Genomic DNA, 25,892 nt, shown 5'->3' on the forward strand with positions numbered 1-25,892 from the left:
TTTCATCTCATTATATCGCTGTTTGTAGTCTGCCAAAATCAGCGCGTATCATGGAAGGGGGCGCCCCGCTTAAATTTTATTTAACGCCAGCCACGCTGCCCCGAGCACGCCGGCATCGTTTCCCAATGTGGCAAGTTCCAGTTTTGTCGATTGGCCGACCGTGTTGAACGCGTATTTCAAAAAATAAGCGCGCACCGGGTTTAAGAGCGTTTCGCCTGCTTTTGACACCCCTCCCCCCAACACGATTTTTTCCGGATTTAACGTATTGGCCACACTTGCCAGCGCAAGCCCGAGGTATTTTGCCGTTTCGTCAACAATTTCGTGGGAAAGGGCATCTCCCGCTTTCGCAAAGTCAAACACGTCTTTGGCGCTTACCGATCCGCTTCGGGCATACAAATCTTTTAACGGGGACGCGCCGCTAAATGCAGCCAGTTTCGCTATGGCTGTCCTGACCACGCCTGTTGCGGAAGCGACCGTTTCAAGGCAGCCGGTTTTCCCGCAGTTGCATCGTGCCCCGCCTTCCGGGATGACGGTAATATGGCCGATTTCGCCTGCCGCCCCTTTTACGCCGTGGACGATATCCCCGCCTGTAATGATGCCGCCGCCGACACCGGTGCCAAGCGTAACGAAGACCATTTCCCCGGAACCTTTCCCGGCGCCTTTCCACATTTCACCGAGTGCCGCAACATTTGCATCATTATCGATCACCACTTTTAACCCCGCCAATTTTTGCAATGTCCCGGCAACCGGATAATGCTGCGCCCAGCCGATATTGACGGATTCATAAATCACGCCGGCTTCCATATCAACCGGCCCCGGTACGCCGAGGCCGATCCCTGTGATCTCTTTTTTCTCCCGCTTTGCCCGGGCCAATTCGTCCTCAATCGATTTTGCGATATTCGGAAGGATCGCTTTCCCCTCGTTAGCCGTCACAGTCGGGATCTCCCATCTGTGTACAATATCGCCTGCTTCATTCACAAATGCCAGTTTTGTGGTGGTGCCCCCCAAATCAATGCCAATGATCCACTTCTCAGCCATTTCGCTCACCCTCCATTTTTTTCTCTTTTTCCAACCGTTTTTCCTGCCTGATGATCAACAGGGCGGTTTCGTATTCGCTGTTTTCCAGCACCCTTGCCTGGTACAACTGCCTCAGTTCCAATTCCATCAGCTCGAGATCGGCAAGCCGGTCCCCGATATAGACAATAATGCCGAATTTTTTCAAAAGCTGTTGCACATCATAAAGTGTTCTCATTTCGACCCAGCTTTCATTTATAAAAAATCTGTTCCAAGAAAAGTATAGTCGATTGTGCAACTTCTAACAAGCATCAAATTGCGGCAATTTGCCGGATCATTTGGCCGCCCGGCGTGGAAGTACGCCGTGAAACCTTGCCCGGTGCATTTTTTGAAGGATAGCCGCGGAAACCCACGGCGCCCCTATATACCGGCGCGCTTCCCCCGGCCCTAAAGAGAGAAATTTTTATCCCGGCACGATCCGTCCCCCGAAAGGCCCACACTTGCACGCCAAAGAAGCGGCCCGGAACCGAAACGGGGGCATGCTTATTAGTCTGCCGGGTGAATGCCGCGCAGACCCATATAAACGAGGAAAGCGGCAATAAGAAGAGCCGGAAGCTGCACACCGATGCGCTTCCGTTTCGGAAAGTGGACGATGCATGCTGCAAGAAAGCCGCCGAAAAGCCCGCCAAGATGCCCGAAATTGTCAATGCCGGAAACGGAAAAACCGAAAACGAGATTAATGATGATGAGCGTAATGACACTCGGTCCCATTGTCCGGAAAAAAAGATCTCGGTAAGCCGTCCCGATGTAAAGAAGCGCGCCGAACAAGCCAAAAATCGCACCGCTTGCGCCGGCAGAAAGGCTTGGTGAAAACAGGAAGCTGGCCAGGCAGCCTGTAAACCCGGCGAACAAATAAATCAGGGCAAAGCGCGCCTTGCCGTAAATCCGTTCGACAAGCGGCCCGATATAGTATAAAGAGAGCGAATTCATAAAAAGGTGCATGATCCCGATATGAATAAAAACGGGCATAATCAGCCGCCAATATTGCCCTTCCATAATCAGCGGATTGTACTTGGCGCCGAAACGGATCAGGTTTTGCGTATTCTGCGTCCCGCCGGTAAGCGACATAACAATAAACACGGCAATCTGTACGGCCAGAAAGACGTATGTAAAAAATGGCCTGCCCGCGTCAAACAGCTGCCGTTCCTCCTCTTCCCGGCGCGCCTCGGCTTCGAACACCGTCCGCTGTAATGCATAGGCGTCCCCGCTCATCGTTTCAGGCGCAATGGCAAGCCGGCTTTCCGTGAACGGGCGCAGCTTACTGATCCCGGGACCAGGATTCTCCCCTTCAATCAATACGCTGCGGAGTTCCGTTTTTCCGCCATTGATATGCATCGGTTCATCCAAATAGATTTCATAATCGTCAACCGGCGCATACTCGCTTACGTAAATATTGAGTACGCGCGGAGCAAGCCGCTTTATTTGTTTGCATAAATCTTCAGCCTGTGCGCAACAATCGCGGATGTCGCGGTATAACCAGTTGCCCCAGTCGATGTCATACCGCAAAAGACGCACAAGCGGCAAATTCTTCTTTTTTGTATTGGCAAGCCACATTTCATCCCGGTTTTCACTCAAAAACAGGATCCGGTACTCCTGTTCCACGACAAAATGGCGGCTGATTGCCCAAAACAAAACATCTGCCCTACTGTTCACGATTTCCCCTGCCTTTTTCCATCCATTTTATCCTAACTATATCGAAAAAAAGAGCGGAGTGTAAAGCGTTTGGCCTTTTACACCCGCCCTTTTTTCACCGTTATTGAAAAACCTGGCCCATGACGCGCGACCGTAATCCGGGAATCCGCATTGCCGCCGTGACCGCCAATTTTCTCGCAGGGCCGTACCCAAATACAGTGTTTAATACCCGGTAACGGTTCCGGTAAGCTGCTGAAAACAGAAGCAGCACCGCAATCCACTTCACCCATCTGTTCATGGCGATTCCTCCCCCGAAAAATTTTCTGCAACTCATTTCTATTTTTCCTACCGGGGGAGAAATTATCCGCTAACGCTGTGGCAAAAGAAAAAACAGCAGGAAAACGCCTGCTGTTTACTTTGTTTCGCGATGTACGGTTGCACGTTTGTCCCGCGGGCAATATTTTTTCAATTCAATACGGTCCGGGGTCGTACGTTTATTTTTTGTTGTAATATAGTTACGCTCACCGCATTCCGTGCAAGCCAGTGTAATGTTTACACGCATGTTTCATCCCTCCATCTTTCTCAATCGATCGTGCATACGACTTTTCTATCATAGCATTTTTCACGTACGATTGCCAGTATGTTTTTTCAAACAAAACCGTTCTTCCCACCGGCTGCCGATATATGTGAAATTTTCACTTGAATGGGGCAAGCAAGCCTGCCGGTCCCGCTTTGCTGGCACGAATTGGCCCCCTCTTGCCGGATAGGCGGTACACTTCACAGGAAAATCATGATATAACTAACAATAGTACTTTGCAATGAAAAAGGAGAGAACCGGATGGTTATTACGCTGATTGTGTTACTGGCGCTTTCTGTGGTATTGTTTCTTATTTCGTTTTTCCGCCAGGACCACGCACATCTGGTAGAACAGGAACTGGAAGATTTGTCTTTAAAATTTTTCCAGGAAACGTACCAGATCAAAAAAAGATTACAGACGCTCGAAGAAGAATTTATGATGCCCGGAGCCGATCCGCTTCTTCCGGATCCGTCCGGCAAAAGTCCGGTCAATGAAATTGTAAAAAACCAGGTGCTCGCTTTGTTCCGGCAGGGCCTTTCATTCGAACAAATCGCAAGGCAGTCCGCCCTCCCCGTAAACGAAGTGAAACGCATCATTTCCGGTGCCATGCAAACACCAGAATAGATTTATACAGAAAACGGATAAAAGGGTTCCCCCTGTTATCCGTTTTTTCCTCAGCCGGAGACGGCCTAGTTGGCATTTGCAACTGTCATTTCCGGCGTATTTGTTGCTTTACTCTCCTCTTTTTTCTTCAGATCAAAATAGGCTTTAAACACACGGTTTGCAATTTTTAAATTCGTGTGCGGGTCGGATGCTCCCCCCATATAGGACCATGGCACGACGACCGAGATGGCAATTTCCGGATGATTGTACGGCGCATAGCCGACAAAAGTGGAATTCCATGCATTGCTCCAGAGAGAAGGATGTGTTCTTCCTGCGGCGTCGTATTTTTCCACCAGTTCACCGCCATAAACAGCCTGGGCTGTCCCGGTTTTCCCTGCCACTTTCAGGCTGGAATCAATCCGCCCGTAAGCTGTTCCGTGGGGAACGTTCACCACATTATAGAAACCTTGTTTGACGCGGTTGATGTATGATTCTTTCATATCCACACGGTTTAAGACCGTCGTGCCGATGTCTTTCTCGACAGGCCCGAGTGTCTTGCCGTCCGGGCTTGGTTCACGGATTTCCTTCGCAATATGCGGCTGCACACGGTAACCGCCGTTTGCGATCGTGGAAACATACTGGCAAAGCTGCAGCGGCGTATACGTGTCAAACTGCCCGATCCCAAAGTCGAGCACGTTCCCGCTGTTCGGCGGGACTTCCGTTTGGTAGCCGCCGACTTCGCCCGGAAGGTCAATGCCGGTTTTGACGCCAAGCCCGAACTGGGCAAAATATTTGCGCAATGTCCGGATCGTTTTCATTTTGTCAATCCTGAGCGGGCCATTTGGCACATAATTGTGCTGCCCGCCGATCGCCATCACCGTCCGGAACATATATACGTTAGATGAAACCTGCAGGGCCTTTAAGTCGTTAATCGCCCCAAAACCGTTGGCAACCCACGATTTTTTCACAGGGGTGCCGGCAAAATGGAGCGGCTGGTCAACAAATACACTCCCGGGCGAGATGGCCCCGGTCTGGTACCCGGTCAAAACAGTCGCACCCTTTACCGCTGAACCTGAAGGATAAGCGGTTGTCATATTCCCAAGCGCAAAGTCCTTGATTTTCGCAGATCCGTTCTTTGTGACCACCTGTTTGCCGGCCATTGACAACACTTCGCCGGTATAAGGGTTCATGACGGTGACAAAGGCACGGTCAGCAAGCGGATTGCTTGCGCGGGCCGCTTTGATTTCATCGGTAATAATTTTCTCCACTTCTTTTTGCAGGTCAATGTCAATAGACAGGACAAGGTCGCTGCCCGGCTTCCCTTTGCTGATCACTTTTGAAGAGATGACATTCCCTTTTTTATCCTGTTTCGCTTCCACTTTTTCTTTTTCGCCGCTCAAGACATCTTCATACTGCTGTTCAATGTAGCTTTTCCCGACGCGGTCATTGCGGCTGTATCCACGGGCCGTGTAGTACTGCTCCTTGTCGGCAGGCAAGCCTTCTTTTTCGGTTGTCACATCGCCGAGGATTGACCCTAAAACCGAATCGTTGCTGTTTGCCTCTTTGAACACATAGTTCCGTTCCCAGTCGGTTGTAATGTCCACGCCCGGCAGCGCTGAAAGATTCTCGCTCACAGTCGCATACTCTTTATTTGTCACGCCCGTGTTTTTGATAATTTGCGGGGACAGCACATAGCCGGCCGACATTTTGCTGTAGATCGCGAGCACATTGAGATCTTCCGGCGACATTGAATCCAGATCCTGTTTCGTAATCCGCTTCAGCTGCAACTTGTATATTTTGTCGCTGTCGTTGTCGAGCTTTGCCTGTTCTGCTTTGGAAACGAGCTGTTTTGCCGCTTTCGGATGGGTCAGGATCCAAAAGTCTTTTTTATCCCGGTCCGTCAGCCGTTTCACATCCGCATCCGGCACTTTGATGATTTCCCCGAGTTTCCTTGCCACTTTCAGCATTTTTTTGTTGTCATCCGCCTGGGTTCTCGTATATGTGATCGCCTTCAGCGCTTTATTGCCCACAATCACTTTATAGTTCCGGTCAAGAATTCTTCCTCTTGGAACAGAAGTATGGATCGTCTTGTCTTCCGTCTGTTCAAGTTCTTTTTTGTAATCCTGGCCGTAGACAATCTGTACAATGCCCAGACGCACGACTAAGACCGAAAAAAGCACAAAAACAGCAAAGAACAGCATATTCATTCTAAATGGAATATGCGACCGCTTTTTCCGCTTCTTTTTTTTCAACCTTTTTCTGCTCCTCCCTTCGCCATCGGCTATACATTCCATTTTAGCGAAAAAATGCGGACATGGCTATAAAAAATACCGCCATTTTTGGAAACCGCGGCCCTACATATCCCCAATCCGGATATTCCTTGTAAAAAGCGAAATGCACAAATGCCCTGCCCCAATGACTAGCATCAGCACGCGGATGCTCACCTGGCTGTTGAAAAAAGTGACGGCTGCAATGAAAAGTAAAATCGAAGCAACTCTGCCGGCATTGGTAAATATTTCAAGCACGACAACATACTCAATCCGTGCTTCCGCTGCTTTCCATGCCCTGCCGATCACATCGTATGTCATCGAATTATACGGGACAAGCAGAAGCGGGTAAGCAATCGCAATCGTTGCGGCATAAAGCAGCATTCTCGGATAGGTGACTTCAAAAACAAACAAAAACACGGCCGCATACAGAAGCAGCCCGCCCAAAAAAATCGAGCGCTGGCGGTGCTTGATTTTAATATAACGGGCAACGAGCGTGTACCCGAGAAACTGCAGGCAGGAATTGATCAGCCCGAACGTGCCGAGAGAAAGCTCGCTCCCCGTAGAAAGGAACACGAAAACGGAAATCATAAACACAAACGTGCCATCCCTTAAACCTTGGACAAAATGGGCGCTTGTAATCCGTTTCCAATTCGGGTTGCGGTGTCGTTCCTTTACGATTTGCTTAAACAAATAACGGCCGTGTGCAGGGCGCGGCGCAATAAAAAAACTGAGGACGACGGCAAGGGCAAACAGGATCAGGGAGAGGGCAAAAACGACCGTATAACCGGTTTTTCCGATTGCTGAAATGATCAGCCCTGCGGCAAACGGCCCGGCCATGCCGCCGATGGAACCGAATGCCCCCATAAAGCCGTTAAAAAAATCCCTCGTCTCAGGCTCCGTAATTTCAAACGTCAGTACGTTGTAGGCGAGCCAGTAAAAGCCGTAGCCGATCCCGAGCAGCCCGCCAAGCAAAACGATAAAATCGCCAGCATGCCCCCGCGAAAACAGCACGCATAAATAAAACAGCGCCAAAAAGGCAACCCCGATCCTGAACACCATGACCCTGTCCACTTTTTTTGCCCATCTTCCCGCGATGATAAAAGTGAGCGGCTGCAGGATGACAACCGATAAATTATATACCGCCAGATCTATGTACTTCCCTGTCTGCTTCCATAAATATATGTTAACGAAAGAATTGGACAGCGAAACGCTTAAAGAATAAAGCCCGCCGATCGCAAGCAGCAGCAGCAGATCTTTTGACAGTTCTATATCTCCGAACCATTTTTGCACACGCTTCATAAATCAAAACTCCCCCCATTCCCCTATATTGTTTTGAAAAACGGGGGCGTTTATGCACGGGTGCATGCAAAAAGGGCGTGCACGCAAATTGCGCGGCACGCCCTTTTTTAAATGGATCGCGATTATTTCGCTGCTTCGTACAGTTTTTCCACTTCGTCCCAGTTTACAACATTCCAGAATGCAGAAATATATTCCGGACGGCGGTTTTGGTATTTCAAATAGTAAGCATGTTCCCAAACATCAAGGCCAAGAACCGGTTTTTTGCCTTCGGAAAGCGGGCTGTCCTGGTTCGGGGTGCTCATAATTTCGAGCTCGCCGTTATGGACAACAAGCCATGCCCAGCCGGAACCGAAACGGCCTGCTGCAGCAGCTGCAAATTGTTCTTTGAATTTTTCAAAGCTGCCGAATTTGCTGTTGATCGCGTCAAGCAGCGCGCCTTTAGGTTCGCCGCCGCCATTTGGCGAAAGCAGCGTCCAGAACAGCGAGTGGTTGGCATGCCCCCCGCCGTTGTTGCGAACCGCTGTACGGATTTCTTCCGGAACCGCATTCAAATCCGAAATTAAGTCCTCAACGGATTTGGAAGCAAGATCGTCATGGCCTTCCAGCGCTTTGTTCAAGTTGGTGACATAAGTATTATGGTGCTTCGTATGGTGGATGTTCATCGTTTCCTTGTCAATATAAGGCTCCAGTGCATCATACGCATACGGCAATTGCGGTAAAGTGTACGTCATATCTTTATTCCTCCTTTATGTAATGTTTTGAACCGGAAAGATTCAAAGATTTGTCATATTTAATGTACCAAAACCGGTTGATAGATGGCAAATTTTACGCCTGCATTTTTCAGAATCCCCCCGGGTTCTAATTGCAGCATACCGGCATATACTGGTAGCACTCATAAAGGAGGGAATGTCCATGTTGAAAAAAATCGCTGTGCTCTTTTTCGCTGCCCTTATCTCTTACTGCATCTACTACGATCTCCACGCAGGCACAATCCCGACGAATGCAAAAGAAACAGCCGGAAAAACCGTTGCCGTACAACCGCAAACAACGCACCGCCCGTATGTCACAGCCAAAGTCCATTCCGGTGACACGGTGCTTACGATTATCAAACAAATATCGGGCGGGCCGGCGCCTTCGATTGAAAAAGCGATCCGTGATTTCAGCAAACTGAACGGCGGAATTGCACCGGAAGACATCCAGATCGGACAAACGTACCGATTTCCCATTTACGGCGAATCCCGGTAAAATGCGGACAATGGCTTGTCAATCGGGGCAGTCAATTGTTAAAATGTAAGTTGGTAAAATGTTTATGGACTGACAGATCATTAAAGGAGCGAATATCCTTGGGTGAGATCATACACCGTACAAAAACGCGCCCTGTCAAGGTCGGAAACTTGACGATCGGGGGCAGCAATGAACTATTCATTCAAAGTATGACGACGACGAAAACACATGATGCCGATGCAACCGTCCGCCAGATTGAGCGGCTTGAAGAAGCAGGCTGCCAGATCGTGCGCGTTGCTGTCCCGGATGAACGGGCGGCAAGGGCTATTCCCGACATAAAAAAAAGAATCCATATCCCGCTTGTCGCGGATATCCACTTTGATTACCGGCTTGCGTTAATCGCGATTGAAGGCGGTGTCGATAAAATCCGGATTAATCCGGGCAATATCGGCAAGCGTGAAAAAGTCGAAGCGGTCGTGAAAGCGGCAAAAGAGCGCGGCATCCCAATCCGGATCGGCGTCAATGCAGGAAGCCTTGAAAAACCAATTTTGCAAAAATACGGATACCCTACAGCAGACGGTATGGTCGAAAGCGCCCTGCACCATATCCGGATTCTCGAAGACCTGGATTTTCACGACATTATCGTTTCCATGAAAGCCTCGGACGTCCGCCTTGCCATCGAAGCGTATGAGAAAGCGGCAAGGACATTTGACTACCCGCTCCATCTCGGCATTACCGAATCCGGGACGCTGTTTTCCGGCACCATCAAAAGTGCCGCAGGGATTGGGGCGCTTTTAAATATGGGAATCGGCAACACGCTCCGCATTTCTTTAAGCGCCGACCCGGTGGAAGAAGTGAAAGTCGCGCGCGAGCTGCTGAAAATATTCGGGCTTTCCTCCAATGCCCCAACGCTCGTTTCATGCCCGACTTGCGGCCGGATTGCGATCGATTTAATCAGCATTGCAAACGAAGTCGAAGAATATTTACAGACCATAAAAGCGCCGATTAAAGTTTCCGTCCTCGGCTGCGCCGTCAACGGCCCCGGTGAAGCAAGAGAAGCGGATATTGGGATCGCCGGTGCACGCGGGGAAGGCCTCCTGTTCCGCAAAGGGAAAATCATACGGAAAGTGCCGGAAGATAAAATGGTAGAAGAATTGAAAAAAGAAATCGACATGCTTGCCGAAGCGTATTACCAAAAACAGGCCGCGCAAAACGCGAACCCCGTCTGACCGAAACACCGGCGTAAAACAAGCCGGTGTTTCTTCATGCGCGGCAACTTTTATCTTCCAGGCCTGGCCCGGACAACAGGCGGCACGATCGCTTCACATTCAAAACGGAAAAGGAGGCGCACCATGGTGAAAAAATACCGTTTCGGCATTGACATTGACGGGACTGTGACAGATCCTGAAACGCTTATTCCGTTCATTAACGATGCCTTTCACATTGACCTGAAATATGAAGACTTAACGAAGTATGAGATCACAGATGTCGTCGATATTCCTGCCGGGACATTTGCCGACTGGTTTATCCGCTCGGAGCCTGTGATCTATGCAAAATCCCCGGTTGCAAAAGGGGCAAAAGAAGTGTTAAACAAATGGGCAGACCGGTTTGAGCTGTATTTTATCAGTGCACGCGCATCCCATCTGCTTGATGTGACCAAAAACTGGTTTACAAAACAACAGCTGAAATACCATCATATCGAGCTGATCGGCACGCATCATAAAGTGGAAACCGCAAAAAAATACAGCGTTGATCTGTTTTTGGAAGACAAACATGACAATGCGGCTGCCATTGCACAAACCCTTGGCATCCCCGTCCTTCTGTTTGACACCCCGTACAACCGGGATCCCGTCCCGGAAAATGTGTACCGGGTGAAAAACTGGAAAGAAGCGGACGACTGGGTCAGGCGCTGGATCACCCAATCCGGCCGCGCCGCACACGATTAAAGGGCTCCTTCTTTCTGTAAGGGGCAGGCCGGATTGGGGGTGCGCTTTTTGCGGGTGACCTGTGCGCCGCCCGCTTGGCTTATTTCTTGAAAATGCATGTGTGAAAATTTCCAAGTATTTAACAAACCCTGCCGGAAGCAGGGTTTGTTAAATATTTTGCCGCGTTTCATCCGCCATGCATTCCGGGCACGTGCCGTAAATTTCAAACTTATGGCCGGAAATGGCATACCCTTCCAAACCGCTGACCGTCGGCATCGGGCAATCCGGGATTTCTTTCGTCTTCCCGCACGCCAAGCAAATAAAATGGTGATGGTGGTGGTTTGTCGAGCATTTGAAACGGAAATGCTTTTCACCGGACAGCTCTGTCACTTCCAGAATGCCAAGTTCGGCAAAAAGCGATAAATTCCTGTAAATCGTGTCAAAACTGAGGCCCGGGTAATCATCTTTCATCCACTCGAGCACGTCTTTTGCCGTCAAATACTTATTGCTCTCCGAAAACAAATCGAGCATTTTTTCTCTTTTTCCTGTATGCTTATAGCCGTTTTCCTTCAAGATTTCAATTGCCTCATCCAAAAGCATGTTCACACCTTCTTTTTGTTCAAACCGGCACCGGGCCGGAATCGTTTCATATAAACCGCCAAAAGCAAAATAGCGATGGAAATCATCACAATTGTACCGCCGGGCGGCAAATTCAGATAAAACGCCGTGACCAGCCCGCCCAAAACGGAAATTTCGCCAAAAAGAACGGAAAACAAAATGGTCTGTTTAAATCCCCGGCTGATGCGGATGCTGGCCGCTACCGGGAGCGTAATCAGCGCAGATACAAGCATAATCCCCACGATCCGCATCGCGGCCGAAATTACAAGCGCAATCAGCACCATAAACAGCAGGTGGATCGTTTTCGCAGGGATGCCGGACACTTTAGCATATTCCTCATCAAAAGAAAGCAGGAAAAGTTCCTTGTACAGCAAAAGGATCATAGCCGCCACAATGACGGCAATCCCCAGAATGAGCCAAAGATCAGCCCGGCTTACCGCGCTTACGCTGCCGAACAGGTAATTCATCAAATCTACATTATACCCGCCGGCCACAGAAATAAAGATCAGCCCGATGCCAATCCCGCCCGACATGATAATCGGAATCGCAAGTTCTTCATAATGCCGGTAAACCCCGCGCAGCCGCTCGATCAGCACGGATCCGAGCACGGAAAAGCCGGTGCCGATATAAAGCGGGTTCAGCCCGGCAAGAACAGGAAGCTTGCTGCTTAAAAACAGGCTGACAGCAATCCCGGACAATGTGACATGGCTGAGCGCGTCCGCAATCAGCGACAAACGGCGCACGACAATAAAACTGCCGATCAAAGGGGCAATAAGGCCGATTAAAATCCCGGCCAAAAATGTATTTTGCAAAAAGTGATAATGAAAAAGTGCAGCAATCATTCGGTTTCTCCTTCTCACCCATATTCATGTGCCAGCAACCGGGCATCGCGGGCGTACCAGAATGAACGTTTTTCTTTATCCAGTTGCTGAAACGCGTGGATGTCGCCATGGAAGTATAAATGCTGGTTCAGGCACGCAACATGCGTCACCTCGTCGGAAACGGCGCCGATATCATGTGTGACAAGAATCAGGGTAATGCCCCATTCCCTGTTCAGCCGCTCCAGCATTTCGTAAAAAGAGCGGACATGGTGCTGGTCCACACCGACTGTCGGCTCATCCAGCATTAAAATCTCCGGCTTGCTGACAATGGCCCGCGCGATAAACACACGCTGCTGCTGGCCGCCGCTTAGCTCGCCAATATTTTGATGGGCGTACGCCTCCATCCCGACTGAGCGGATCGCTTCCATTGCTTCCTTTCTGGCGCTGGGGCCAAGGAAACGGAACAGGCCGGTTTTTTTCACCAGGCCGCTTTCGACCACTTCCAAAACAGTCGCAGGATAACCGGTATTAAATGCATTGGCTTTTTGCGAAACAAAACCGATCCGGCTCCAGTCTTTAAAGCGGCTGAGCGGCGTGCCGAAAAGGCGGATTTCCCCTTCCTGCGGTTTTAACAGCCCGAGCATGAGCTTTAACAGTGTTGATTTTCCGGAACCGTTCGGGCCAATGATGCCGAGAAACGCTCCCTTTGGTATGTTTAAATCGATCTGTTCCAGCACATTCTTCCGGTCATAACGGAAAGAGAGGCCTGAAACTTCCACAATGTATTCTTCCATACGCAACTCCTCAATCAGAATCATTCCGATTTAAACATTATACCCGCTTTCCGGAAGATTGTAAAGGGTGGCGGTTCGCGGTGAAATGCCGGCGGTTGCCGCCTTCTTGCCGCTTTTCTGCTTCCGGCGCAATGCCCCATCCGAAACATTTCTTCCCGGCCCGCATATACATGAAACGGGGAGAGTGATGGATATTGAAACTGATTCAAAATATGGTCAATTATAAGGTGAATATCATTACCGGCGCGGAACTTTTTAAATACGCGCGGCAGTTTAACGTGAAAATCAGCCGCGAAGATGCGGAAAAAATCGCGGATTATGTGCGGGGAAAACAGTTGGACATCTTTGATGACGAGGCCCGCAGCAAAGCACTGAAAGACATTGCAAAAATTACAAGCCCGCTCACCGCAAAAGAAATCAACCGGGTGTTTGTCTTATTGGCAAAATAGAAAAAGAACCGGCCGGAAAAAGCTTTTCGGCCGGTTCTTCCTTATTTCACTACGCGCCTGACAACGCCATTAAAGCACTGTTTCCAGTAACCGCTGCTCATGGTGTCGATGGAAACGCCATCTGAACTATTGCAATCGAGAAATTTGCCGCCGCCCAGGTAAATGCCCACATGGCCGTTGTACTTATAAGTATTGAAAAAGACCAGGTCTCCCCGTTTCATATGCGAAGCACTGACCGCTTGCCCAAGCCCTGCAAGCGTATCCGTATTCGCACCGGAGTCACCCAGGTTCACGCCTGCCTGTGCGTAGGCCCAATGAACAAATGAGGAGCAGTCAAAAAGCCCGTTTGCAATGTCGCTTTTCGTTCTTCCGCCGCCCATTTTATAGGAAGTGTGCCCGATTAAAGCTGAACCGGCGCTGATCGCTTTTTCAACCGTTCCGGAACCGTTATTTGAAGAGCGGCCGGAATCAGAAAAGGAAGATACGCGCGCAACATGTTTTGCGCGGGATCCGGGCTTTGCCTTTTCCTTCTGTGTATGTGCCGCGGTTTTTCCGTTTGAACCATCCGGGCCTCTTCCGGCGCCCGTGCCGGAAGAGGCGGAATCCTCTTGCGCCCGGTCTTGAGGAGCGGAAGGTTTTGCCGCATCAGATGGCGCGGCCGCGGCCTGCTTGCTTTCAAGTTCAGCGAGCGCTGCTTTTTCCTCTGCGTTTAAGGAAGCTTCTTTGTCTTTCAGCCTGGCCAACTCAGCTGCAGCAGCCTGTTTTTGCTCCTTGAGCGCTGCTTTCAGGCTTTTCTGGTCTGCAAACCGGTATTTGTTTTCTTCTTTCAGCTCCTGCAGCTCGGATAAATCCGACTGTACTTTCTGAAGCTTCTTTTCCACTTCAGCTTTTGCTGCATTTAATGTTTGGCTGTCTTTTTCCTGCGCTTTTAAAATGGCGCGGTCTGCTTGGACAAACGTCGTTAACGCCGCTGCTCGGCTGACAAAATCGCTCAGGCTGTCGGATTCAAGCAGCACATTCAGGTAACTGTCCAGCCCGCCGTTTTGCTGAATGTCACGCGCGCGTCGGGCAAGTACGTTGTTGCGTTCTTCTATTCTTTTTTGCGTTTCTTTCATTTTTGCATTTAACGATGCAACTTCGTCTTGCGCATTTGACACTTCCTGCGTTTTTTCACTGATTTTCTGATTGGTCTGGCGGATCTTAGCCGAAATTTTATCCATATCCGACTGAAGCTGTTTCTCGTTTTCTGCAATCTTCGCAATCTCGTTTTGCTTGCCGGAAATGCTTTCCTGCACGGCCGACTCCTCGTTTTGAATGCTTTTGGCAGCGGTTTCTGCGGATGCTTTGCTAAGCGGGACGAAAGCGCTGCCTGCGATAAATGCAGCAGCGGTTAACAACAAAAACTTCCTGTTCACCTTAACGCCTCCATTGCTATGTACCGGCTTTTCCCCATTATGTAAAGCTCCCGTTCTATTAATCTATTGATATTTCTGATTATAGCATTCATTCTTTGGCAAATAGATTACAGTTTTATTTCATTTTGAAAATGGAGGTTTATTTTTAAAAAATCCAGGCAAAACCAAAAGCTTTGAAACGGTATAGATGCAAAAAAACAGCGGGGCACGATGAATGGTGGTGTCCCGCCGTTTTTATGTTTTTATTTGGCCTTTTTCAGCGGCTTTAAAACCCGGCCGGGATTCAAACGGGCTGTTCCACAATTTTGGCCAGCAGATTTTCGTCAAATTCCCTGTTTCTAAGCATGGCGATTTCGTATTTGTACGGCGGCTTGCGGTTCTTTTTGTCTTCGCCGACATAAGGGGTTTCCAAAATTTTCGGGATGTCAGAAAGCGCCGGGTGATGCACGATATAGTCAAGGGCTTCAAATCCGATATGGCCAAACCCGATATTCTCATGCCGGTCTTTGTGCGAGCCGGCTTCATTTTTGCTGTCATTGATATGCAGTACTTTCAGGCGACCGATGCCGATGATCCGGTCAAATTCATCCAGCACTTCATCAAACCGGTTTTTCACATCATAGCCGGCATCATGGGTATGGCAAGTGTCAAAGCAAATGGAAAGCTTGTCATTGTATTTGACGCCGTCTATGATTTCCGCCAGTTCCTCAAACGTCCTGCCGCATTCGGATCCTTTGCCGGCCATCGTTTCAAGCGCAATCTGGGCGGTTTGCCCCGGAACGAGCACCTCATTCAGCCCTTCAATGATTTTTTTGATCGCTTTTTCCGGCCCTGCTCCAACATGGGCGCCCGGATGCAAAACGATCTGCTTCGCCCCGATTGCCTCCGTCCGCTCAATTTCCGACTGCAAAAAACGGACACCGAGTTCAAATGTCGCAGGATTTGTTGTGTTGCCGATATTGATAATATACGGCGCATGGACGACAATCTCCTCTATGCCATGTTCTTTCATATGGGCAAGGCCTGCTTCAATGTTCAAGTCTTCAATTTTCTTCCGCCTTGTATTTTGCGGTGCGCCGGTATAAATCATAAATGTGTTGGCGCCGTATGAAACCGCCTCTTCACTTGACGCAAGCAGCATTTTTTTGCCGCTCATCGAGACATGTGAACCAATTTTAAGCATGGTGTTTCTCCCCTTTTATTTCCGTTTTTGCAATTTCCTTTGCCGTTTTTTCAGCATTTCGATCTGCCGTTCCATTTTCTTTTTATAGCCCGGCTTCACTTTTTTCGGCCTGCCGATTGCCTTTCTCGCCGCGGTTTCCGTTTTATCCGCTTTTTTCACACGCTTTTTGCGGCGGTTCCGGTCGCCCAGTTCCACCCATTCGCCGCGGCGCACATCACGGTAGATGAAGGCAATCCCCATTTTCTCAAGCTGCGTGAGGGCAAACTCATCGGAAGGTTCGTAAATGGTTGCGCATATGCCCGATAGATCGGCGCGGGCCGTTCTGCCGGCGCGGTGGACGTAAAACGTCAAATCTTTTGGCAGCTCGTAGTTTACGACATGGCTGACCCCTTCGATATCAATCCCGCGCGCGGCCAGATCAGTGGCAATGATATACCGGTATTCCAGGTTTTTGATTTGTTTCATCGTTTTCGCCCGTTCCCGCGGCGAGAGGTCTCCGTGGATGCGGGCCGTTTTCATCCCTTTTGCCGAGAGCCCTGCGGCAATTTCTTCCACCATCGCTTTTGTGTTTGCAAATACAATCGCCAAGTACGGGTTAAACGCCTCGAGGGCATCATGCAACACGTCAATTTTCTCCCGCGCGCGTTTCGGGATCAGAATATGTTCAATTTTTTCTGCTGCGATTTGCCGCGGCGCTACCTGCTCGAATTTCGGATTTTCCATGTACTTTTTTAAAAACGGCTTTAATTTTTCGGGAATGGTTGCCGAAAACACGAGCATTTGCAGTTTTTCAGGCATCCTCCCCGCAATTTGGTCGACATCCACGATAAAGCCCATATCGAGCATAATATCCGCTTCATCTACAACAAACGTTTTTGCTGTATGGACAAACAACGCCTGCTCTTTCACAAGATCATTCACCCTGCCCGGCGTGCCGACTACAATTTGCGGCTGTTTTTTCAGTTTGCTGATATCACGCTGCTTGTCCGTTCCGCCGATAAACAGTTTGGCGGTTATCCGGCCTGTTTCTTCCCATTTTAATACTTCCTGAATTTCATGGTAAATCTGTGCCGCCAGTTCCCGCGTCGGGGCCGTAATCACCGCCTGGACTTCCGCAAGAGACGGGTCTGTTTTTTGCAAGAGCGGTAGCACATAAGCATGTGTTTTCCCCGTTCCCGTCTGCGACTGTCCAATGGCACTTTCCCCACGCAAAACAAGCGGGATCATTTTTCGCTGTATTTCCGTCGGTTCGGCAAAGCCTTTATGTTCGATCGCTTTTTCGATAAATGGTTTAAAACCGAAATCTTTCCATTTTGTTCCGTTCATGTTTCCACTCCTTCTCTCATGCAGCAGAACGTCTTGTTATTATAATCAACATCCGAGAAAAATGCCAATTTCCGCATGCCCCGGTATGCAAATGGAAATTTTTGTGCCGTTTACGGGCAGAAAGAAACTTTTTTTGCATGCCAGACGTTTCCGTTTGGCCTGCATATTGTAATATTGAACGCAAAAGCCAAACAGAAAGGGGGTCAAATGGATGCCGCCAAGAAATATGCCGCCGGTTTTCGGCCGGCAAAACCCGCCCCCGTTCGGCGGAATGCAGCGTAGTCTGTTTACCGGGAACCGCCTGGGCGGGCCGGGCATGCCCGGACAATTCAGAGCCGGAGGGCAAATGCCGGGATTTCCGGGCCGAGCGGGCGCAACTGCAGGACGGGGCGGAGGGTTTTTATCCAGACTGTTCCAAAGGGGCGGGCAAACAGCAGCCGCCAACCCGGCAGCCGCCTTCCAGCGGGGTGCCGCCGGGGGAGGCGGATCACTTTTCAAATCCATCACAAATCCTTCTTCGATCAGTTCGTTTTTAAACAATACACAAAACGTCCTGAAAACCGCGCAACAGGTCGGCCCGATGATCCAGCAGATCCAGCAGGTCGGCCCGCTCGTCAAAAATCTGCCGGCGATGTGGAAATTGTACCGCGGCCTGAAAAATGCCCCGGAAGAGGAGGGGCAGGAGAACCGCGAATTAAGCAGCAAAGAGAAAAAACCTGAACCGGCAAAAGAGAAAAAAAGCAACCGGCAGGCGGGTCGTAACGCATCATCTCAACCCGCAGAAAGCACAAATGGCGAAAAACGCCCGGAAAAAGGGGCTTCCGTGCCGAAATTGTTTATTTAAGGCGCCAAAACCGTTTGTACCCGCGTGCAGACGGTTTTTTCTATTAAAAGCTGGCACCGGCCCGTGCGTTTCCATCCTTCCGGGGAAGCGCGCCCTATTTCAGGCACGGCCGGCTGTGCAAAAACCCGTTTTGTATTCTTTGCCGCATTCCGATATAATACAAATGTAATAGACTCATTTCCCAGCCCGGATGCCGGCGTTCCGGCACCCTGTTAGGAGGATCGCGATGGAAGTGCTGAAAATTTCCCCCAGGGGTTACTGCTACGGCGTTGTTGACGCAATGGTCATTGCCCGCAACGCCGCAATGGATAAAACTTTGCCGCGTCCCATCTATATCCTTGGCATGATCGTCCACAACCAGCATGTGACGGATGCCTTTAAAGAAGACGGGATCCTTACGCTCGACGGCAAAAACCGCAAAGAAATTCTCGAAAAGGTGGAAAAAGGCACCGTTATTTTTACCGCGCACGGCGTCTCCCCCGAAGTGCGCGAACTTGCCCGGAAAAAAGGCTTGACGGCCATTGATGCCACATGCCCGGACGTGGCGAAAACCCATGATTTAATCCGTGAAAAAGAAAAAGAAGGCTATGATGTCATTTATATCGGAAAAAAAGGCCATCCGGAACCCGAGGGGGCAGCCGGTGTCGCACCCGCGATTGTCCATCTCGTCGAAACGGAAGCAGACGTGGAAGCCCTCGATATCCGCAATGATAAAATTATTGTAACAAACCAGACGACGATGAGCCAATGGGACGTGGCGGATTTGATGGAACACATCCAAAAGAAATACCCGCATGCGGAAACGTACAATGAAATCTGCCATGCCACGCAAATTCGCCAGGAAGCCGTTGCCAGGCAGGCCGGGGAGGCCGATTTGCTGCTTGTAGTCGGCGACCCGCGCAGCAACAATTCAAACCGCCTCGCGCAAGTATCGGAAGAAATCGCCGGCACAAAAGCATACCGGATTGCCGATGTCGAAGAAATTGAGCTGGCATGGCTTGAAGGTGTACAAAAAGTTGCCGTAACGGCAGGGGCATCGACGCCGACGCCGATCGTGCGTGAAGTCATTGCATTTCTTGAGAAATTCGACCCGGAAGACGAATCAACCTGGGAACGAAAGCGGAACGTACCATTAAACAAAATTTTGCCGAAAGTCAAAGCGCCGCACCCTTCTTCCGGCCAAAAAGCATAAAAACCCGGTTGGAACGCTTCCGGCCGGAAAAGTAATAAAGGCAAAAGGGCGGAGTCCGGTGGGCATCCGCCCTTTTGCCTTTAACTATCCATGCTGGAACGACTGCAGCACCGGAATGAAAATGAATACCCGTTGGCACGTATTTTCAGGAAGGCATCCATACGGGATGCAACGGGGCACCGGCAAAAAGAATGAAAATGAGCCATCGCAATCTTTAAAGGATAACGCGGCCCGGGTTAAAAAAGGCCGCCTTTTCCCTGCTTTCAGCGGCCCCGGCGTTTTCTTAAAGAAACTGAAACGGGTCTGTGTTTACTTCGGATGCAATAAAGCGGACATCGAGCTGATGCTCCCTGCATGCTTTTCGCATATAGGCCGCAACCCCTTTTTTCATCACCTTCTCCACGTTATGCCCGGGGTCTACGACATTCAGCCCGAGCGCCAGTGCATCGTGGGCGTTATGGTAATAAAAATCCCCGGTGACAAACACATCGGCCCCCGCCCTTTTTGCCTCAGCAAAATATTTGTTGCCGTCTCCGCCGAGAACAGCCACTTTTTTCACTTTTTCGTCCAAATTTCCGACGACGCGCAATGCCGGAACTTCGAGCGTTTTTTTTACATGTTCCGCAAATTCCCGCAGTGCCATTTCCCGTTCGATTTCGCCGATCCGGCCTAGCCCGAACTTCCGGCCTTCATTTACGACCGGATAAATATCATAGGCAACCTCTTCATACGGGTGCGCCTCAAACATGCTGGCGAGCACCTGTTTTTCAATCGATGCGGGATAAATCGTTTCAACCCTTGTTTCACTTGCTGCCTCGAGTTTGCCCGCTTCCCCGAGGAACGGGTTTGTCCCTTTCCCCGGCAGAAAACGGCCGGTACCGCGGGCGGAGAAAGAACAATGGCTGTAATTCCCGATCGCCCCCGCGCCGGCATTCCCAAGCGCCGTTCTTACAGCCTCTTCATGGGATACCGGGACAAAAACAACCAGTTTCCTCAATTTGTCTTCAAAAAGAGGCGATAATACTTCCGTATCACGGAGCCCTAGCGCCTCCGCCAGCAAGTCGTTCACGCCCCCTTCTGCAATATCAAGGTTCGTATGGGCGGCATATACAGCAATTCCGTGGCGGATGCATTTTTCAATCAGCCGGCCCTGGGGGGTGTCCGTCGCCATGTTTTTTAACGGCCGGTAAACGGAAGGATGATGGGCGATAATGAGCTGGGCATCCTTTTCAATCGCTTCATCCACCACATCTTCCAGCACATCAAGTGCCACCAGCACATTTTTCACCGGCCCGTTTAACCGCCCGATTTGGAGCCCGACCGGATCCCCGTCCATTGCAAACTTTTTCGGTGCAAACTGCTCAAATAGCTGGATGACATCATGCCCGTTCGCATGCTTCATGTTAAAACCTCCTCTGCCAAAGCAATCAAATGGCGATAGACGCGCTTTTTTTCTTCAATTTCCGGGCTTGCGCCTGCCTGCTCCAGATGGCTGAGCACGGATTGCCATTTTTTGATTTCATTGCGCCATTTTTTCCGGAAAGCTTCATTTTGGTTTTTGATTAAAACCGGGCCCATCAGGCGTTCCGCTTCCGCGAGCGCCACAAGCGTGCCCGCGTATTCTGCCGCGATGATTTCATATATTTTCCCGTCTTCCTCGAGAATGTCTTCTCCTGTAATGGCCCATCCGTTTTCCGCCAGCCATCCGCGGACAATGTGTGATCCGGTATTCGGCTGCAGGATGAGCGTTTCTTTGCCGTTTAGTTTTGCTTTTCCGCGATCAAGGATGGAGGCAATCAACGCGCCGCCCATCCCGGCAATCGTAATGCATCCCGCTTCCCCTGGAGCCAGGATTTCAAGTCCGTCTCCTTTCCGGACGCTGATTTTTCCGGCCAGCCCTGCTTTTTCCACTTGTTTTTGCGCCGAATGGTACGGCCCTTCCGCCACTTCCCCGGCAACCGCCTCTGCTACTCTGCCGCACTTCACGCAAAATACGGGCAAATAAGCGTGATCAGACCCGATATCTGCCAATACAGTGCCGGCCGGAATAAAAGCCGCCACCGACTCAAGCCTTTTTGAAAGTTTCCCGCTGTTCATTTCTTCACCACTTTACATGTGATACCTCTATTGTAGCCACTTTTTGCCATAAAAAAAAGGGGGATGCCCCCCGTACGGCGAACCTGCCTCTTATTTTAGCTTTGATACCCAGTCCGCCATTTCATCAATATGGTCCTCTTCGACAAGTCCGGCCGGCATGCCCCCGCTCGTGCCGTTCCTGAGCACCTCTTTGATCTTATCTTTGGACAATTTCTTGCCGATGCCGTGAAGATTCGGCCCCGCCCCGCCTTGCAAATTGTTCCCGTGGCAGGTCACGCAAGTCTTTTTGGCAAAGCTCTCCGGATCAAACTTTTCCGAGGAAGCGGTTTCGGTTTGCTTTGGATGCTCCTTTTCTTTGGCCACTTCCTTCGCATCCCCGATCCCTTTCACGGAAAGAAAAAAGATAAGGGCAAGCCCGAATGCCATAATCAGCACATATGGGATGACAGGATTTCTTTTCAATGCGTTCCCCCCCTTGTTTTTCCGCTTCTCCAGCGTATTTACCGCACCCATCTCTTTCATTTTAACTGAAAATTCTTTCGAAAGAAAGCCTTCCCACCCAAAAATAACACCTTGAATGCGCTTTCATCTTGTATTATAATAAAAGCAGCAAAAAATTCAATAAAATGATACAATTGATGGCAGGCGGAAAAAAGCAGCAGGAAAACTGAAAATTATATATTATATTACAATAGAGACCAGCAAGATGGCAAGACCGAGAAGCCCCGACAGGGTAAAATACAGCAGTTTGTATGCCTTTCCGGCGGCAAGCCAGAGCCCGCAGTTGGCAAAAAACAGCAAATATAAAGTATAGCGGTGATTTCCAAATAACTTTTCATTCAAAAACACACTGAAAAGAAGCAAAATAAGCGCAGCGCCAACAAAGAAAATCGAGTAAAAAATTTCTTTATTAGCATAATGAATTCCCAGAAAAAGTAAGCATCCGACAAAAGCTGTCAAAATCCCTGTTTGCAAAATAAAATGTAATTCAGTAAAATAAATAACAAATACAGCGATTGCAACGAGTGCAAGAATGAAAGCAGAAACCGCAGCTTGTTTTTTAACGGATTTCCCTGCGCCGTTTTGTTTGCGGGTATTGCCTTCAGTTCCCTCCGTATAGATCGCGAGCAGAAAATCGCAGTATTCTTGTGGAATCATTTTGGTCTCTTTCCACATTTTAATTTCGTTGACAATGATTTGTTTTCTCTTATCGTCCATTTTTCAACACATCCTGTGTAACCTATTCGACAGGCGGGTGGAAAATCCTTTTTTTACAAGAAAAAAGTTTACTTCCCGAGGAAGTAAACTGAAAACAAGGCGCCTGTAAAAATAGCTGCACAAGCGCCGTGCCTGTTTCTTTTCCGGCTTATTCAAGGAAATCTTTCAGGCGTTTGCTCCTGCTCGGATGGCGGAGTTTCCGCAAAGCCTTTGCTTCAATTTGCCGGATCCGTTCCCTTGTGACGCCAAATACTTTGCCGACTTCTTCAAGGGTCCGGGTGCGCCCGTCATCAAGCCCGAACCGGAGGCGGAGCACATTTTCTTCCCTGTCGGTCAATGTATCAAGCACATCTTCCAGCTGTTCTTTCAGCAGCTCATAAGCGGCATGGTCAGAAGGCGATGTGGCATCCTGGTCTTCAATAAAGTCTCCAAGATGCGAATCATCTTCTTCGCCAATCGGCGTTTCAAGTGAAACCGGTTCCTGGGCGATTTTAATGATTTCCCTGACTTTATCCGGAGAAATATCCATTTCTTCAGCAATTTCTTCCGGTGTTGGTTCCCTGCCTAAATCCTGAAGCAGTGACCGTTGCACGCGGATGAGTTTATTGATCGTTTCTACCATATGGACCGGAATCCGGATCGTCCGCGCCTGGTCTGCAATCGCGCGCGTGATGGCTTGGCGGATCCACCATGTGGCATAGGTGCTGAATTTGTAGCCTTTTCGGTAATCGAATTTTTCAACCGCCTTGATGAGGCCCATATTGCCTTCCTGGATCAAATCCAGAAACTGCATGCCGCGGCCGACATACCGTTTTGCAATGCTGACAACAAGGCGCAAGTTGGCTTCAGCGAGCCGGCGTTTTGCCTCTTCATCGCCCTGCTCGATTCTTTTGGCCAGTTCGATTTCTTCGTCTGCGGAAAGAAGGTCGACCCGCCCGATTTCTTTCAAATACATGCGTACCGGATCATTGATTTTCACACCCGGGGGAACACTCAAATCATTCAGGTCAAACTCTTCGTCATTCTCTTTTTCCAGTTCGAGATGGGAAGGTGCATCCTCGTCGCCGGCCTCATCTGTCACATCGATGCCCTGTTCGCCGAGCAATTCATAAAATTCATCCATCTGGTCGGATGTTAAATCAAAATGGCCGAGTTTTTCGGAAATGGCATCATAAGTGAGAACCCCCCGCTTTTTCCCGCGTTCAACGAGTTGCTCTTTTGCTTTTTCCACTGTAAACTCACTTTCTTCTACTTCTTTGGAACGTGCTGACTTTTCAGCCATATGTTCCCCTCCTTCCGACAATTTCAACACACTCAATGATCCAACAGCAGCTTGATCATTTATAAAAAGCAGAGATTTCAGGTCATGGACTTTCTCAGTGCCACGATTTCACCCGCCAATTGCAGCGCTTTTTGGAAATCATTTTGCCGTTCGGCATCTTTTTGTGCCCTCAGTTTTTCCTGAATGCGCAACAATTTCTGGTGTTTCAGCACATACTGCACATAATCTTCCAATTCCTCATCCGTCAGCTCCCCGCCTACCGTCATCATTTCGATTTCGGCAGCAATCCTCTGCAATTTTGAATCTGGCAAATAAGACAGGAAAGCGCTCGTATCAGGCGGATTCCCTTCTTCGTACCAGCCAAGCAGGTAAGTAAAAATGGCCTGGTGTTCGTCCCCGTAAAAGCCGTTTTCGCCAAGGAAATCTTTCACTTTATAGGCAACTTCCCCGTCCCGCAGCATATGCCAAAGCAGCCTTCTCTCCGCGGTCATATTGGCAGGCAGCATCCGGGCTTCTTCATGCACAGGCGCCGGATTCCCTGCAGGCCGGCTTCTCTTCCGGTTTCCGGTTTCACGGGAACCGTATTGCCTTTCCTGCTCTTTCAGGGCATCCAAAGACAACGAAAATTCTTCGGACAGCTGGCGCAAGTAAAGATCTTTCTCCACCGGATTCTCCAGCTTGGCAATTTCCTGAATGACTTCTTCTATATACGCCAGCTTTTCTCCTTCATTTTGGAGATTTTTATTCATGCGGAAATATTGCATTTTAAAAGCCATAAAAGTCAGGCTGGCCCCTATTACATCTCTGCGGAATTTTTCTCCGCCATGCCGGTTTATGTAGTCATCAGGGTCCAGTCCGTCCGGCATTTGCGCAACCCGCACTTCACAGCCGTTTTCACTGAGCATTTTTCCTGCACGGAAAGCCGCAGTGAAGCCGGCCTGGTCCGAGTCGTAACAAATGACGACGCCGTCCGTGAGCCTTTTTATCATCCGGACGTGTTCCGCTGTAATCGATGTGCCCATTGTGGCAATGCCGTTTTCAACGCCAGCCCGGTCGGCGGAGATCACGTCTGCATAGCCTTCAAAAATGACCGCCTGCTGTTTTTTGCGGATCGGCCCTCTTGCCCGGTTCAGGTTAAAAAGCAGCTTGCTTTTGTTAAAAAGCGGCGTCTCAGGGCTGTTCAAATATTTCGGGTGTTCCTCTTTCCGGACAGCTCTTCCGGCAAATGCTACCATGTTTCCCTTTTCATCCATGATTGGAAACATGATCCGGTCCCTGAAACGGTCAAAATATTTGCCATCCTTTTCATTGCGGATGACAAGCCCGCTTTCTTCCAGCACGGAAAGGGGAAAACCGCGCTTTTGCAGCATATTGGCGGCAAAATCCCAGGCAGGCAGCGCATATCCAATCCCGAACTTTTCGATTGCTTCGTTTGTAAACCCGCGCCCGCGCAGGTATTTTAGCGCAGGTTCCCCTTCTTTTGTATGCAAAAGCAAATGATGGTATAATTTTTGCAACAGTTCGTGCGCTTCCAGCATCTGGCGGCGCTTTGGATCGATATTTTTCTGCTCTTCGCGCCGTAAAACGACGCCAAGCTCGATATGCGCTTTTTGTGCCAGTTTTTCTGCCGCTTCCTGAAAAGAGATGCCTTCGATATCCATGAGAAAAGTAAACACATTGCCGCCTGCGCCGCATCCAAAGCAGTGAAAAATCTGCTTGTCGGGGGATACGGAAAATGACGGCGTATGCTCCCCGTGGAACGGGCACAGGCCGAAGTAATTGCGTCCCTGCTTTTTGAGCTGTACATAATCGCTCACGACCTCCACAATATCGGAAGACCGGCGGATCTCATCAATTTTTTCATTCGGAATCATCCCTGTCATCAAACAATCCCTTCTGCTCCACCTTTATTCAACAGCATTTCATCCGGGATGCGGGCAATGCTTATTCGTTTGCTGTTTTTCTTTTCATCCTAAAATATTCTACATCGCTCCACAGAATCCTGCATGTTTTGCGCTTCTTCCCATAATTTTTTTGGCCCTGTCGAAA

Annotated in this window: 27 protein-coding genes; 7 read left to right on the top strand and 20 right to left on the bottom strand. The window is 49.6% G+C overall.

Features of this window, described 5'->3' with window-relative positions:
- Positions 1-69 precede the first annotated feature (69 nt).
- The 5 genes from NSU00_RS08930 to rpmG form a co-directional block, all read right to left on the bottom strand.
- The gene (locus NSU00_RS08930; RefSeq protein WP_029142062.1) at positions 70-1,038 is read right to left on the bottom strand and encodes an ROK family glucokinase; all 969 of its coding nucleotides are present in this window, start codon (positions 1,036-1,038) and stop codon (positions 70-72) included.
- Positions 1,031-1,252 carry a YqgQ family protein gene (locus NSU00_RS08935; RefSeq protein ID WP_029142061.1) on the bottom strand — a complete coding sequence of 74 codons (222 nt, stop codon included), beginning with the start codon at positions 1,250-1,252 and terminating at the stop codon, positions 1,031-1,033. Before NSU00_RS08935 ends, NSU00_RS08930 begins: the two co-directional genes overlap by 8 nt.
- A 308-nt stretch (positions 1,253-1,560) precedes the next feature.
- A complete protein-coding gene (locus NSU00_RS08940; protein WP_029142060.1) occupies positions 1,561-2,727 on the bottom strand; it encodes a rhomboid family intramembrane serine protease in 1,167 nt (388 codons plus the stop codon).
- Between the two features lie 100 nt (positions 2,728-2,827).
- Complete coding sequence (locus NSU00_RS08945; RefSeq protein ID WP_181980963.1) at positions 2,828-3,004, bottom strand: hypothetical protein; 177 nt, start codon at positions 3,002-3,004, stop codon at positions 2,828-2,830.
- 114 nt (positions 3,005-3,118) lie between these two features.
- Complete coding sequence (gene rpmG / locus NSU00_RS08950) at positions 3,119-3,268, bottom strand: 50S ribosomal protein L33 (RefSeq protein WP_014098013.1); 150 nt, start codon at positions 3,266-3,268, stop codon at positions 3,119-3,121.
- Positions 3,269-3,544: 276 nt separating this feature from the next.
- Here rpmG and NSU00_RS08955 point away from each other — a divergent pair, with 276 nt between their 5' ends.
- Positions 3,545-3,907 (top strand): hypothetical protein, encoded by a 363-nt coding sequence (locus tag NSU00_RS08955; RefSeq protein ID WP_118497745.1) that lies wholly within the window; start codon positions 3,545-3,547, stop codon positions 3,905-3,907.
- Positions 3,908-3,972: 65 nt separating this feature from the next.
- Here NSU00_RS08955 and NSU00_RS08960 read toward each other — a convergent pair whose 3' ends face one another.
- The 3 genes from NSU00_RS08960 to sodA form a co-directional block, all read right to left on the bottom strand.
- Positions 3,973-6,138, bottom strand: a complete 2,166-nt coding sequence (locus tag NSU00_RS08960; RefSeq protein WP_328004585.1) for a peptidoglycan D,D-transpeptidase FtsI family protein — start codon at positions 6,136-6,138, stop codon at positions 3,973-3,975.
- A 102-nt stretch (positions 6,139-6,240) separates the two neighbouring features.
- The gene (locus NSU00_RS08965; RefSeq protein ID WP_019720582.1) at positions 6,241-7,455 is read right to left on the bottom strand and encodes an MFS transporter; all 1,215 of its coding nucleotides are present in this window, start codon (positions 7,453-7,455) and stop codon (positions 6,241-6,243) included.
- A gap of 122 nt (positions 7,456-7,577) precedes the next feature.
- Complete coding sequence (sodA, locus tag NSU00_RS08970) at positions 7,578-8,186, bottom strand: superoxide dismutase SodA (protein ID WP_013859658.1); 609 nt, start codon at positions 8,184-8,186, stop codon at positions 7,578-7,580.
- A 181-nt stretch (positions 8,187-8,367) separates the two neighbouring features.
- On the opposite strand from sodA, the gene NSU00_RS08975 reads away from it, so the two are divergent.
- The 3 genes from NSU00_RS08975 to NSU00_RS08985 all read left to right on the top strand — a co-directional run bounded on the left by NSU00_RS08975 (position 8,368) and on the right by NSU00_RS08985 (position 10,625).
- Positions 8,368-8,700, top strand: coding sequence for a hypothetical protein (locus NSU00_RS08975; protein WP_029142057.1), 333 nt, complete (start codon positions 8,368-8,370; stop codon positions 8,698-8,700).
- Positions 8,701-8,807: 107 nt separating this feature from the next.
- Positions 8,808-9,908: a flavodoxin-dependent (E)-4-hydroxy-3-methylbut-2-enyl-diphosphate synthase gene (gene ispG / locus NSU00_RS08980; RefSeq protein WP_340703177.1), complete on the top strand. Its 1,101-nt coding sequence runs from the start codon at positions 8,808-8,810 to the stop codon at positions 9,906-9,908.
- A 123-nt stretch (positions 9,909-10,031) separates the two neighbouring features.
- Positions 10,032-10,625 (top strand): 5' nucleotidase, NT5C type, encoded by a 594-nt coding sequence (locus tag NSU00_RS08985; protein WP_340702705.1) that lies wholly within the window; start codon positions 10,032-10,034, stop codon positions 10,623-10,625.
- A gap of 147 nt (positions 10,626-10,772) precedes the next feature.
- On the opposite strand, the gene NSU00_RS08990 is transcribed toward NSU00_RS08985, so the two are convergent.
- From NSU00_RS08990 to NSU00_RS09000, 3 genes are read right to left on the bottom strand one after another with little or no spacing between them, the layout of a single operon-like run.
- Positions 10,773-11,204, bottom strand: a complete 432-nt coding sequence (locus tag NSU00_RS08990) for a Fur family transcriptional regulator (RefSeq protein ID WP_013859662.1) — start codon at positions 11,202-11,204, stop codon at positions 10,773-10,775.
- Positions 11,205-11,206: 2 nt separating this feature from the next.
- Positions 11,207-12,064, bottom strand: a complete 858-nt coding sequence (locus tag NSU00_RS08995) for a metal ABC transporter permease (RefSeq protein ID WP_340702706.1) — start codon at positions 12,062-12,064, stop codon at positions 11,207-11,209.
- A 14-nt stretch (positions 12,065-12,078) separates the two neighbouring features.
- On the bottom strand, positions 12,079-12,837 hold the full coding sequence (locus NSU00_RS09000) for a metal ABC transporter ATP-binding protein (RefSeq protein ID WP_340702707.1): 759 nt from the start codon (positions 12,835-12,837) through the stop codon (positions 12,079-12,081).
- Between the two features lie 194 nt (positions 12,838-13,031).
- Here NSU00_RS09000 and NSU00_RS09005 point away from each other — a divergent pair, with 194 nt between their 5' ends.
- Positions 13,032-13,286 carry a DUF2624 domain-containing protein gene (locus NSU00_RS09005; protein WP_014098002.1) on the top strand — a complete coding sequence of 85 codons (255 nt, stop codon included), beginning with the start codon at positions 13,032-13,034 and terminating at the stop codon, positions 13,284-13,286.
- Positions 13,287-13,327: 41 nt separating this feature from the next.
- Here the strand turns inward: NSU00_RS09005 and NSU00_RS09010 are convergent, their stop codons facing one another.
- The 3 genes from NSU00_RS09010 to NSU00_RS09020 form a co-directional block, all read right to left on the bottom strand.
- Complete coding sequence (locus NSU00_RS09010; protein ID WP_340702708.1) at positions 13,328-14,701, bottom strand: C40 family peptidase; 1,374 nt, start codon at positions 14,699-14,701, stop codon at positions 13,328-13,330.
- Between the two features lie 283 nt (positions 14,702-14,984).
- Positions 14,985-15,884, bottom strand: a complete 900-nt coding sequence (locus NSU00_RS09015) for a deoxyribonuclease IV (RefSeq protein WP_195850658.1) — start codon at positions 15,882-15,884, stop codon at positions 14,985-14,987.
- Positions 15,885-15,899: 15 nt separating this feature from the next.
- Complete coding sequence (locus NSU00_RS09020) at positions 15,900-17,210, bottom strand: DEAD/DEAH box helicase (RefSeq protein ID WP_013859669.1); 1,311 nt, start codon at positions 17,208-17,210, stop codon at positions 15,900-15,902.
- A gap of 211 nt (positions 17,211-17,421) precedes the next feature.
- Between NSU00_RS09020 and vrrA the strand changes: the two genes are divergently transcribed.
- On the top strand, positions 17,422-18,054 hold the full coding sequence (gene vrrA / locus NSU00_RS09025; RefSeq protein WP_195850659.1) for a VrrA/YqfQ family protein: 633 nt from the start codon (positions 17,422-17,424) through the stop codon (positions 18,052-18,054).
- A 226-nt stretch (positions 18,055-18,280) separates the two neighbouring features.
- Complete coding sequence (locus NSU00_RS09030) at positions 18,281-19,246, top strand: 4-hydroxy-3-methylbut-2-enyl diphosphate reductase (RefSeq protein ID WP_029142051.1); 966 nt, start codon at positions 18,281-18,283, stop codon at positions 19,244-19,246.
- 283 nt (positions 19,247-19,529) lie between these two features.
- On the opposite strand, the gene NSU00_RS09035 is transcribed toward NSU00_RS09030, so the two are convergent.
- From NSU00_RS09035 to dnaG, 6 genes are all read right to left on the bottom strand, one after another.
- Entirely contained in the window at positions 19,530-20,648 is a 1,119-nt protein-coding gene (locus tag NSU00_RS09035; RefSeq protein ID WP_019720568.1) for a Nif3-like dinuclear metal center hexameric protein, read from the bottom strand.
- On the bottom strand, positions 20,645-21,343 hold the full coding sequence (locus NSU00_RS09040; RefSeq protein ID WP_340702710.1) for a tRNA (adenine(22)-N(1))-methyltransferase: 699 nt from the start codon (positions 21,341-21,343) through the stop codon (positions 20,645-20,647). The genes NSU00_RS09035 and NSU00_RS09040 overlap by 4 nt, the downstream gene beginning before the upstream one ends.
- A 90-nt stretch (positions 21,344-21,433) precedes the next feature.
- Positions 21,434-21,805: a cytochrome c550 gene (gene cccA, locus NSU00_RS09045; RefSeq protein ID WP_315958469.1), complete on the bottom strand. Its 372-nt coding sequence runs from the start codon at positions 21,803-21,805 to the stop codon at positions 21,434-21,436.
- A gap of 219 nt (positions 21,806-22,024) precedes the next feature.
- Complete coding sequence (locus tag NSU00_RS09050; protein ID WP_013859676.1) at positions 22,025-22,561, bottom strand: hypothetical protein; 537 nt, start codon at positions 22,559-22,561, stop codon at positions 22,025-22,027.
- Between the two features lie 148 nt (positions 22,562-22,709).
- Complete coding sequence (gene rpoD / locus NSU00_RS09055; RefSeq protein ID WP_019720565.1) at positions 22,710-23,843, bottom strand: RNA polymerase sigma factor RpoD; 1,134 nt, start codon at positions 23,841-23,843, stop codon at positions 22,710-22,712.
- Positions 23,844-23,920: 77 nt separating this feature from the next.
- Positions 23,921-25,726 (bottom strand): DNA primase, encoded by a 1,806-nt coding sequence (gene dnaG / locus NSU00_RS09060; RefSeq protein ID WP_340702711.1) that lies wholly within the window; start codon positions 25,724-25,726, stop codon positions 23,921-23,923.
- Positions 25,727-25,892 lie beyond the last annotated feature (166 nt).

It is taken from the genome of Weizmannia sp. FSL W8-0401, assembly GCF_038009125.1.
Classification (GTDB): domain Bacteria; phylum Bacillota; class Bacilli; order Bacillales; family Bacillaceae_C; genus Weizmannia; species Weizmannia coagulans.

What these genes read in the sequence shown, in the direction of transcription:
- NSU00_RS08930 (WP_029142062.1), bottom strand. Translation starts at nt 1,038, where the DNA reads ATGGCTGAGAAGTGGATCATTGGCATTGATTTGGGGGGCACCACCACA.
- NSU00_RS08935 (WP_029142061.1), bottom strand. Translation starts at nt 1,252, where the DNA reads ATGAGAACACTTTATGATGTGCAACAGCTTTTGAAAAAATTCGGCATT.
- NSU00_RS08945 (WP_181980963.1), bottom strand. Translation starts at nt 3,004, where the DNA reads ATGAACAGATGGGTGAAGTGGATTGCGGTGCTGCTTCTGTTTTCAGCA.
- rpmG (WP_014098013.1), bottom strand. Translation starts at nt 3,268, where the DNA reads ATGCGTGTAAACATTACACTGGCTTGCACGGAATGCGGTGAGCGTAAC.
- NSU00_RS08955 (WP_118497745.1), top strand. Translation starts at nt 3,545, where the DNA reads ATGGTTATTACGCTGATTGTGTTACTGGCGCTTTCTGTGGTATTGTTT.
- NSU00_RS08965 (WP_019720582.1), bottom strand. Translation starts at nt 7,455, where the DNA reads ATGAAGCGTGTGCAAAAATGGTTCGGAGATATAGAACTGTCAAAAGAT.
- sodA (WP_013859658.1), bottom strand. Translation starts at nt 8,186, where the DNA reads ATGACGTACACTTTACCGCAATTGCCGTATGCGTATGATGCACTGGAG.
- NSU00_RS08975 (WP_029142057.1), top strand. Translation starts at nt 8,368, where the DNA reads ATGTTGAAAAAAATCGCTGTGCTCTTTTTCGCTGCCCTTATCTCTTAC.
- NSU00_RS08985 (WP_340702705.1), top strand. Translation starts at nt 10,032, where the DNA reads ATGGTGAAAAAATACCGTTTCGGCATTGACATTGACGGGACTGTGACA.
- NSU00_RS08990 (WP_013859662.1), bottom strand. Translation starts at nt 11,204, where the DNA reads ATGCTTTTGGATGAGGCAATTGAAATCTTGAAGGAAAACGGCTATAAG.
- NSU00_RS08995 (WP_340702706.1), bottom strand. Translation starts at nt 12,064, where the DNA reads ATGATTGCTGCACTTTTTCATTATCACTTTTTGCAAAATACATTTTTG.
- NSU00_RS09000 (WP_340702707.1), bottom strand. Translation starts at nt 12,837, where the DNA reads ATGGAAGAATACATTGTGGAAGTTTCAGGCCTCTCTTTCCGTTATGAC.
- NSU00_RS09015 (WP_195850658.1), bottom strand. Translation starts at nt 15,884, where the DNA reads ATGCTTAAAATTGGTTCACATGTCTCGATGAGCGGCAAAAAAATGCTG.
- NSU00_RS09020 (WP_013859669.1), bottom strand. Translation starts at nt 17,210, where the DNA reads ATGAACGGAACAAAATGGAAAGATTTCGGTTTTAAACCATTTATCGAA.
- vrrA (WP_195850659.1), top strand. Translation starts at nt 17,422, where the DNA reads ATGCCGCCAAGAAATATGCCGCCGGTTTTCGGCCGGCAAAACCCGCCC.
- NSU00_RS09030 (WP_029142051.1), top strand. Translation starts at nt 18,281, where the DNA reads ATGGAAGTGCTGAAAATTTCCCCCAGGGGTTACTGCTACGGCGTTGTT.
- NSU00_RS09035 (WP_019720568.1), bottom strand. Translation starts at nt 20,648, where the DNA reads ATGAAGCATGCGAACGGGCATGATGTCATCCAGCTATTTGAGCAGTTT.
- NSU00_RS09040 (WP_340702710.1), bottom strand. Translation starts at nt 21,343, where the DNA reads ATGAACAGCGGGAAACTTTCAAAAAGGCTTGAGTCGGTGGCGGCTTTT.
- NSU00_RS09050 (WP_013859676.1), bottom strand. Translation starts at nt 22,561, where the DNA reads ATGGACGATAAGAGAAAACAAATCATTGTCAACGAAATTAAAATGTGG.
- rpoD (WP_019720565.1), bottom strand. Translation starts at nt 23,843, where the DNA reads ATGGCTGAAAAGTCAGCACGTTCCAAAGAAGTAGAAGAAAGTGAGTTT.
- dnaG (WP_340702711.1), bottom strand. Translation starts at nt 25,726, where the DNA reads ATGACAGGGATGATTCCGAATGAAAAAATTGATGAGATCCGCCGGTCT.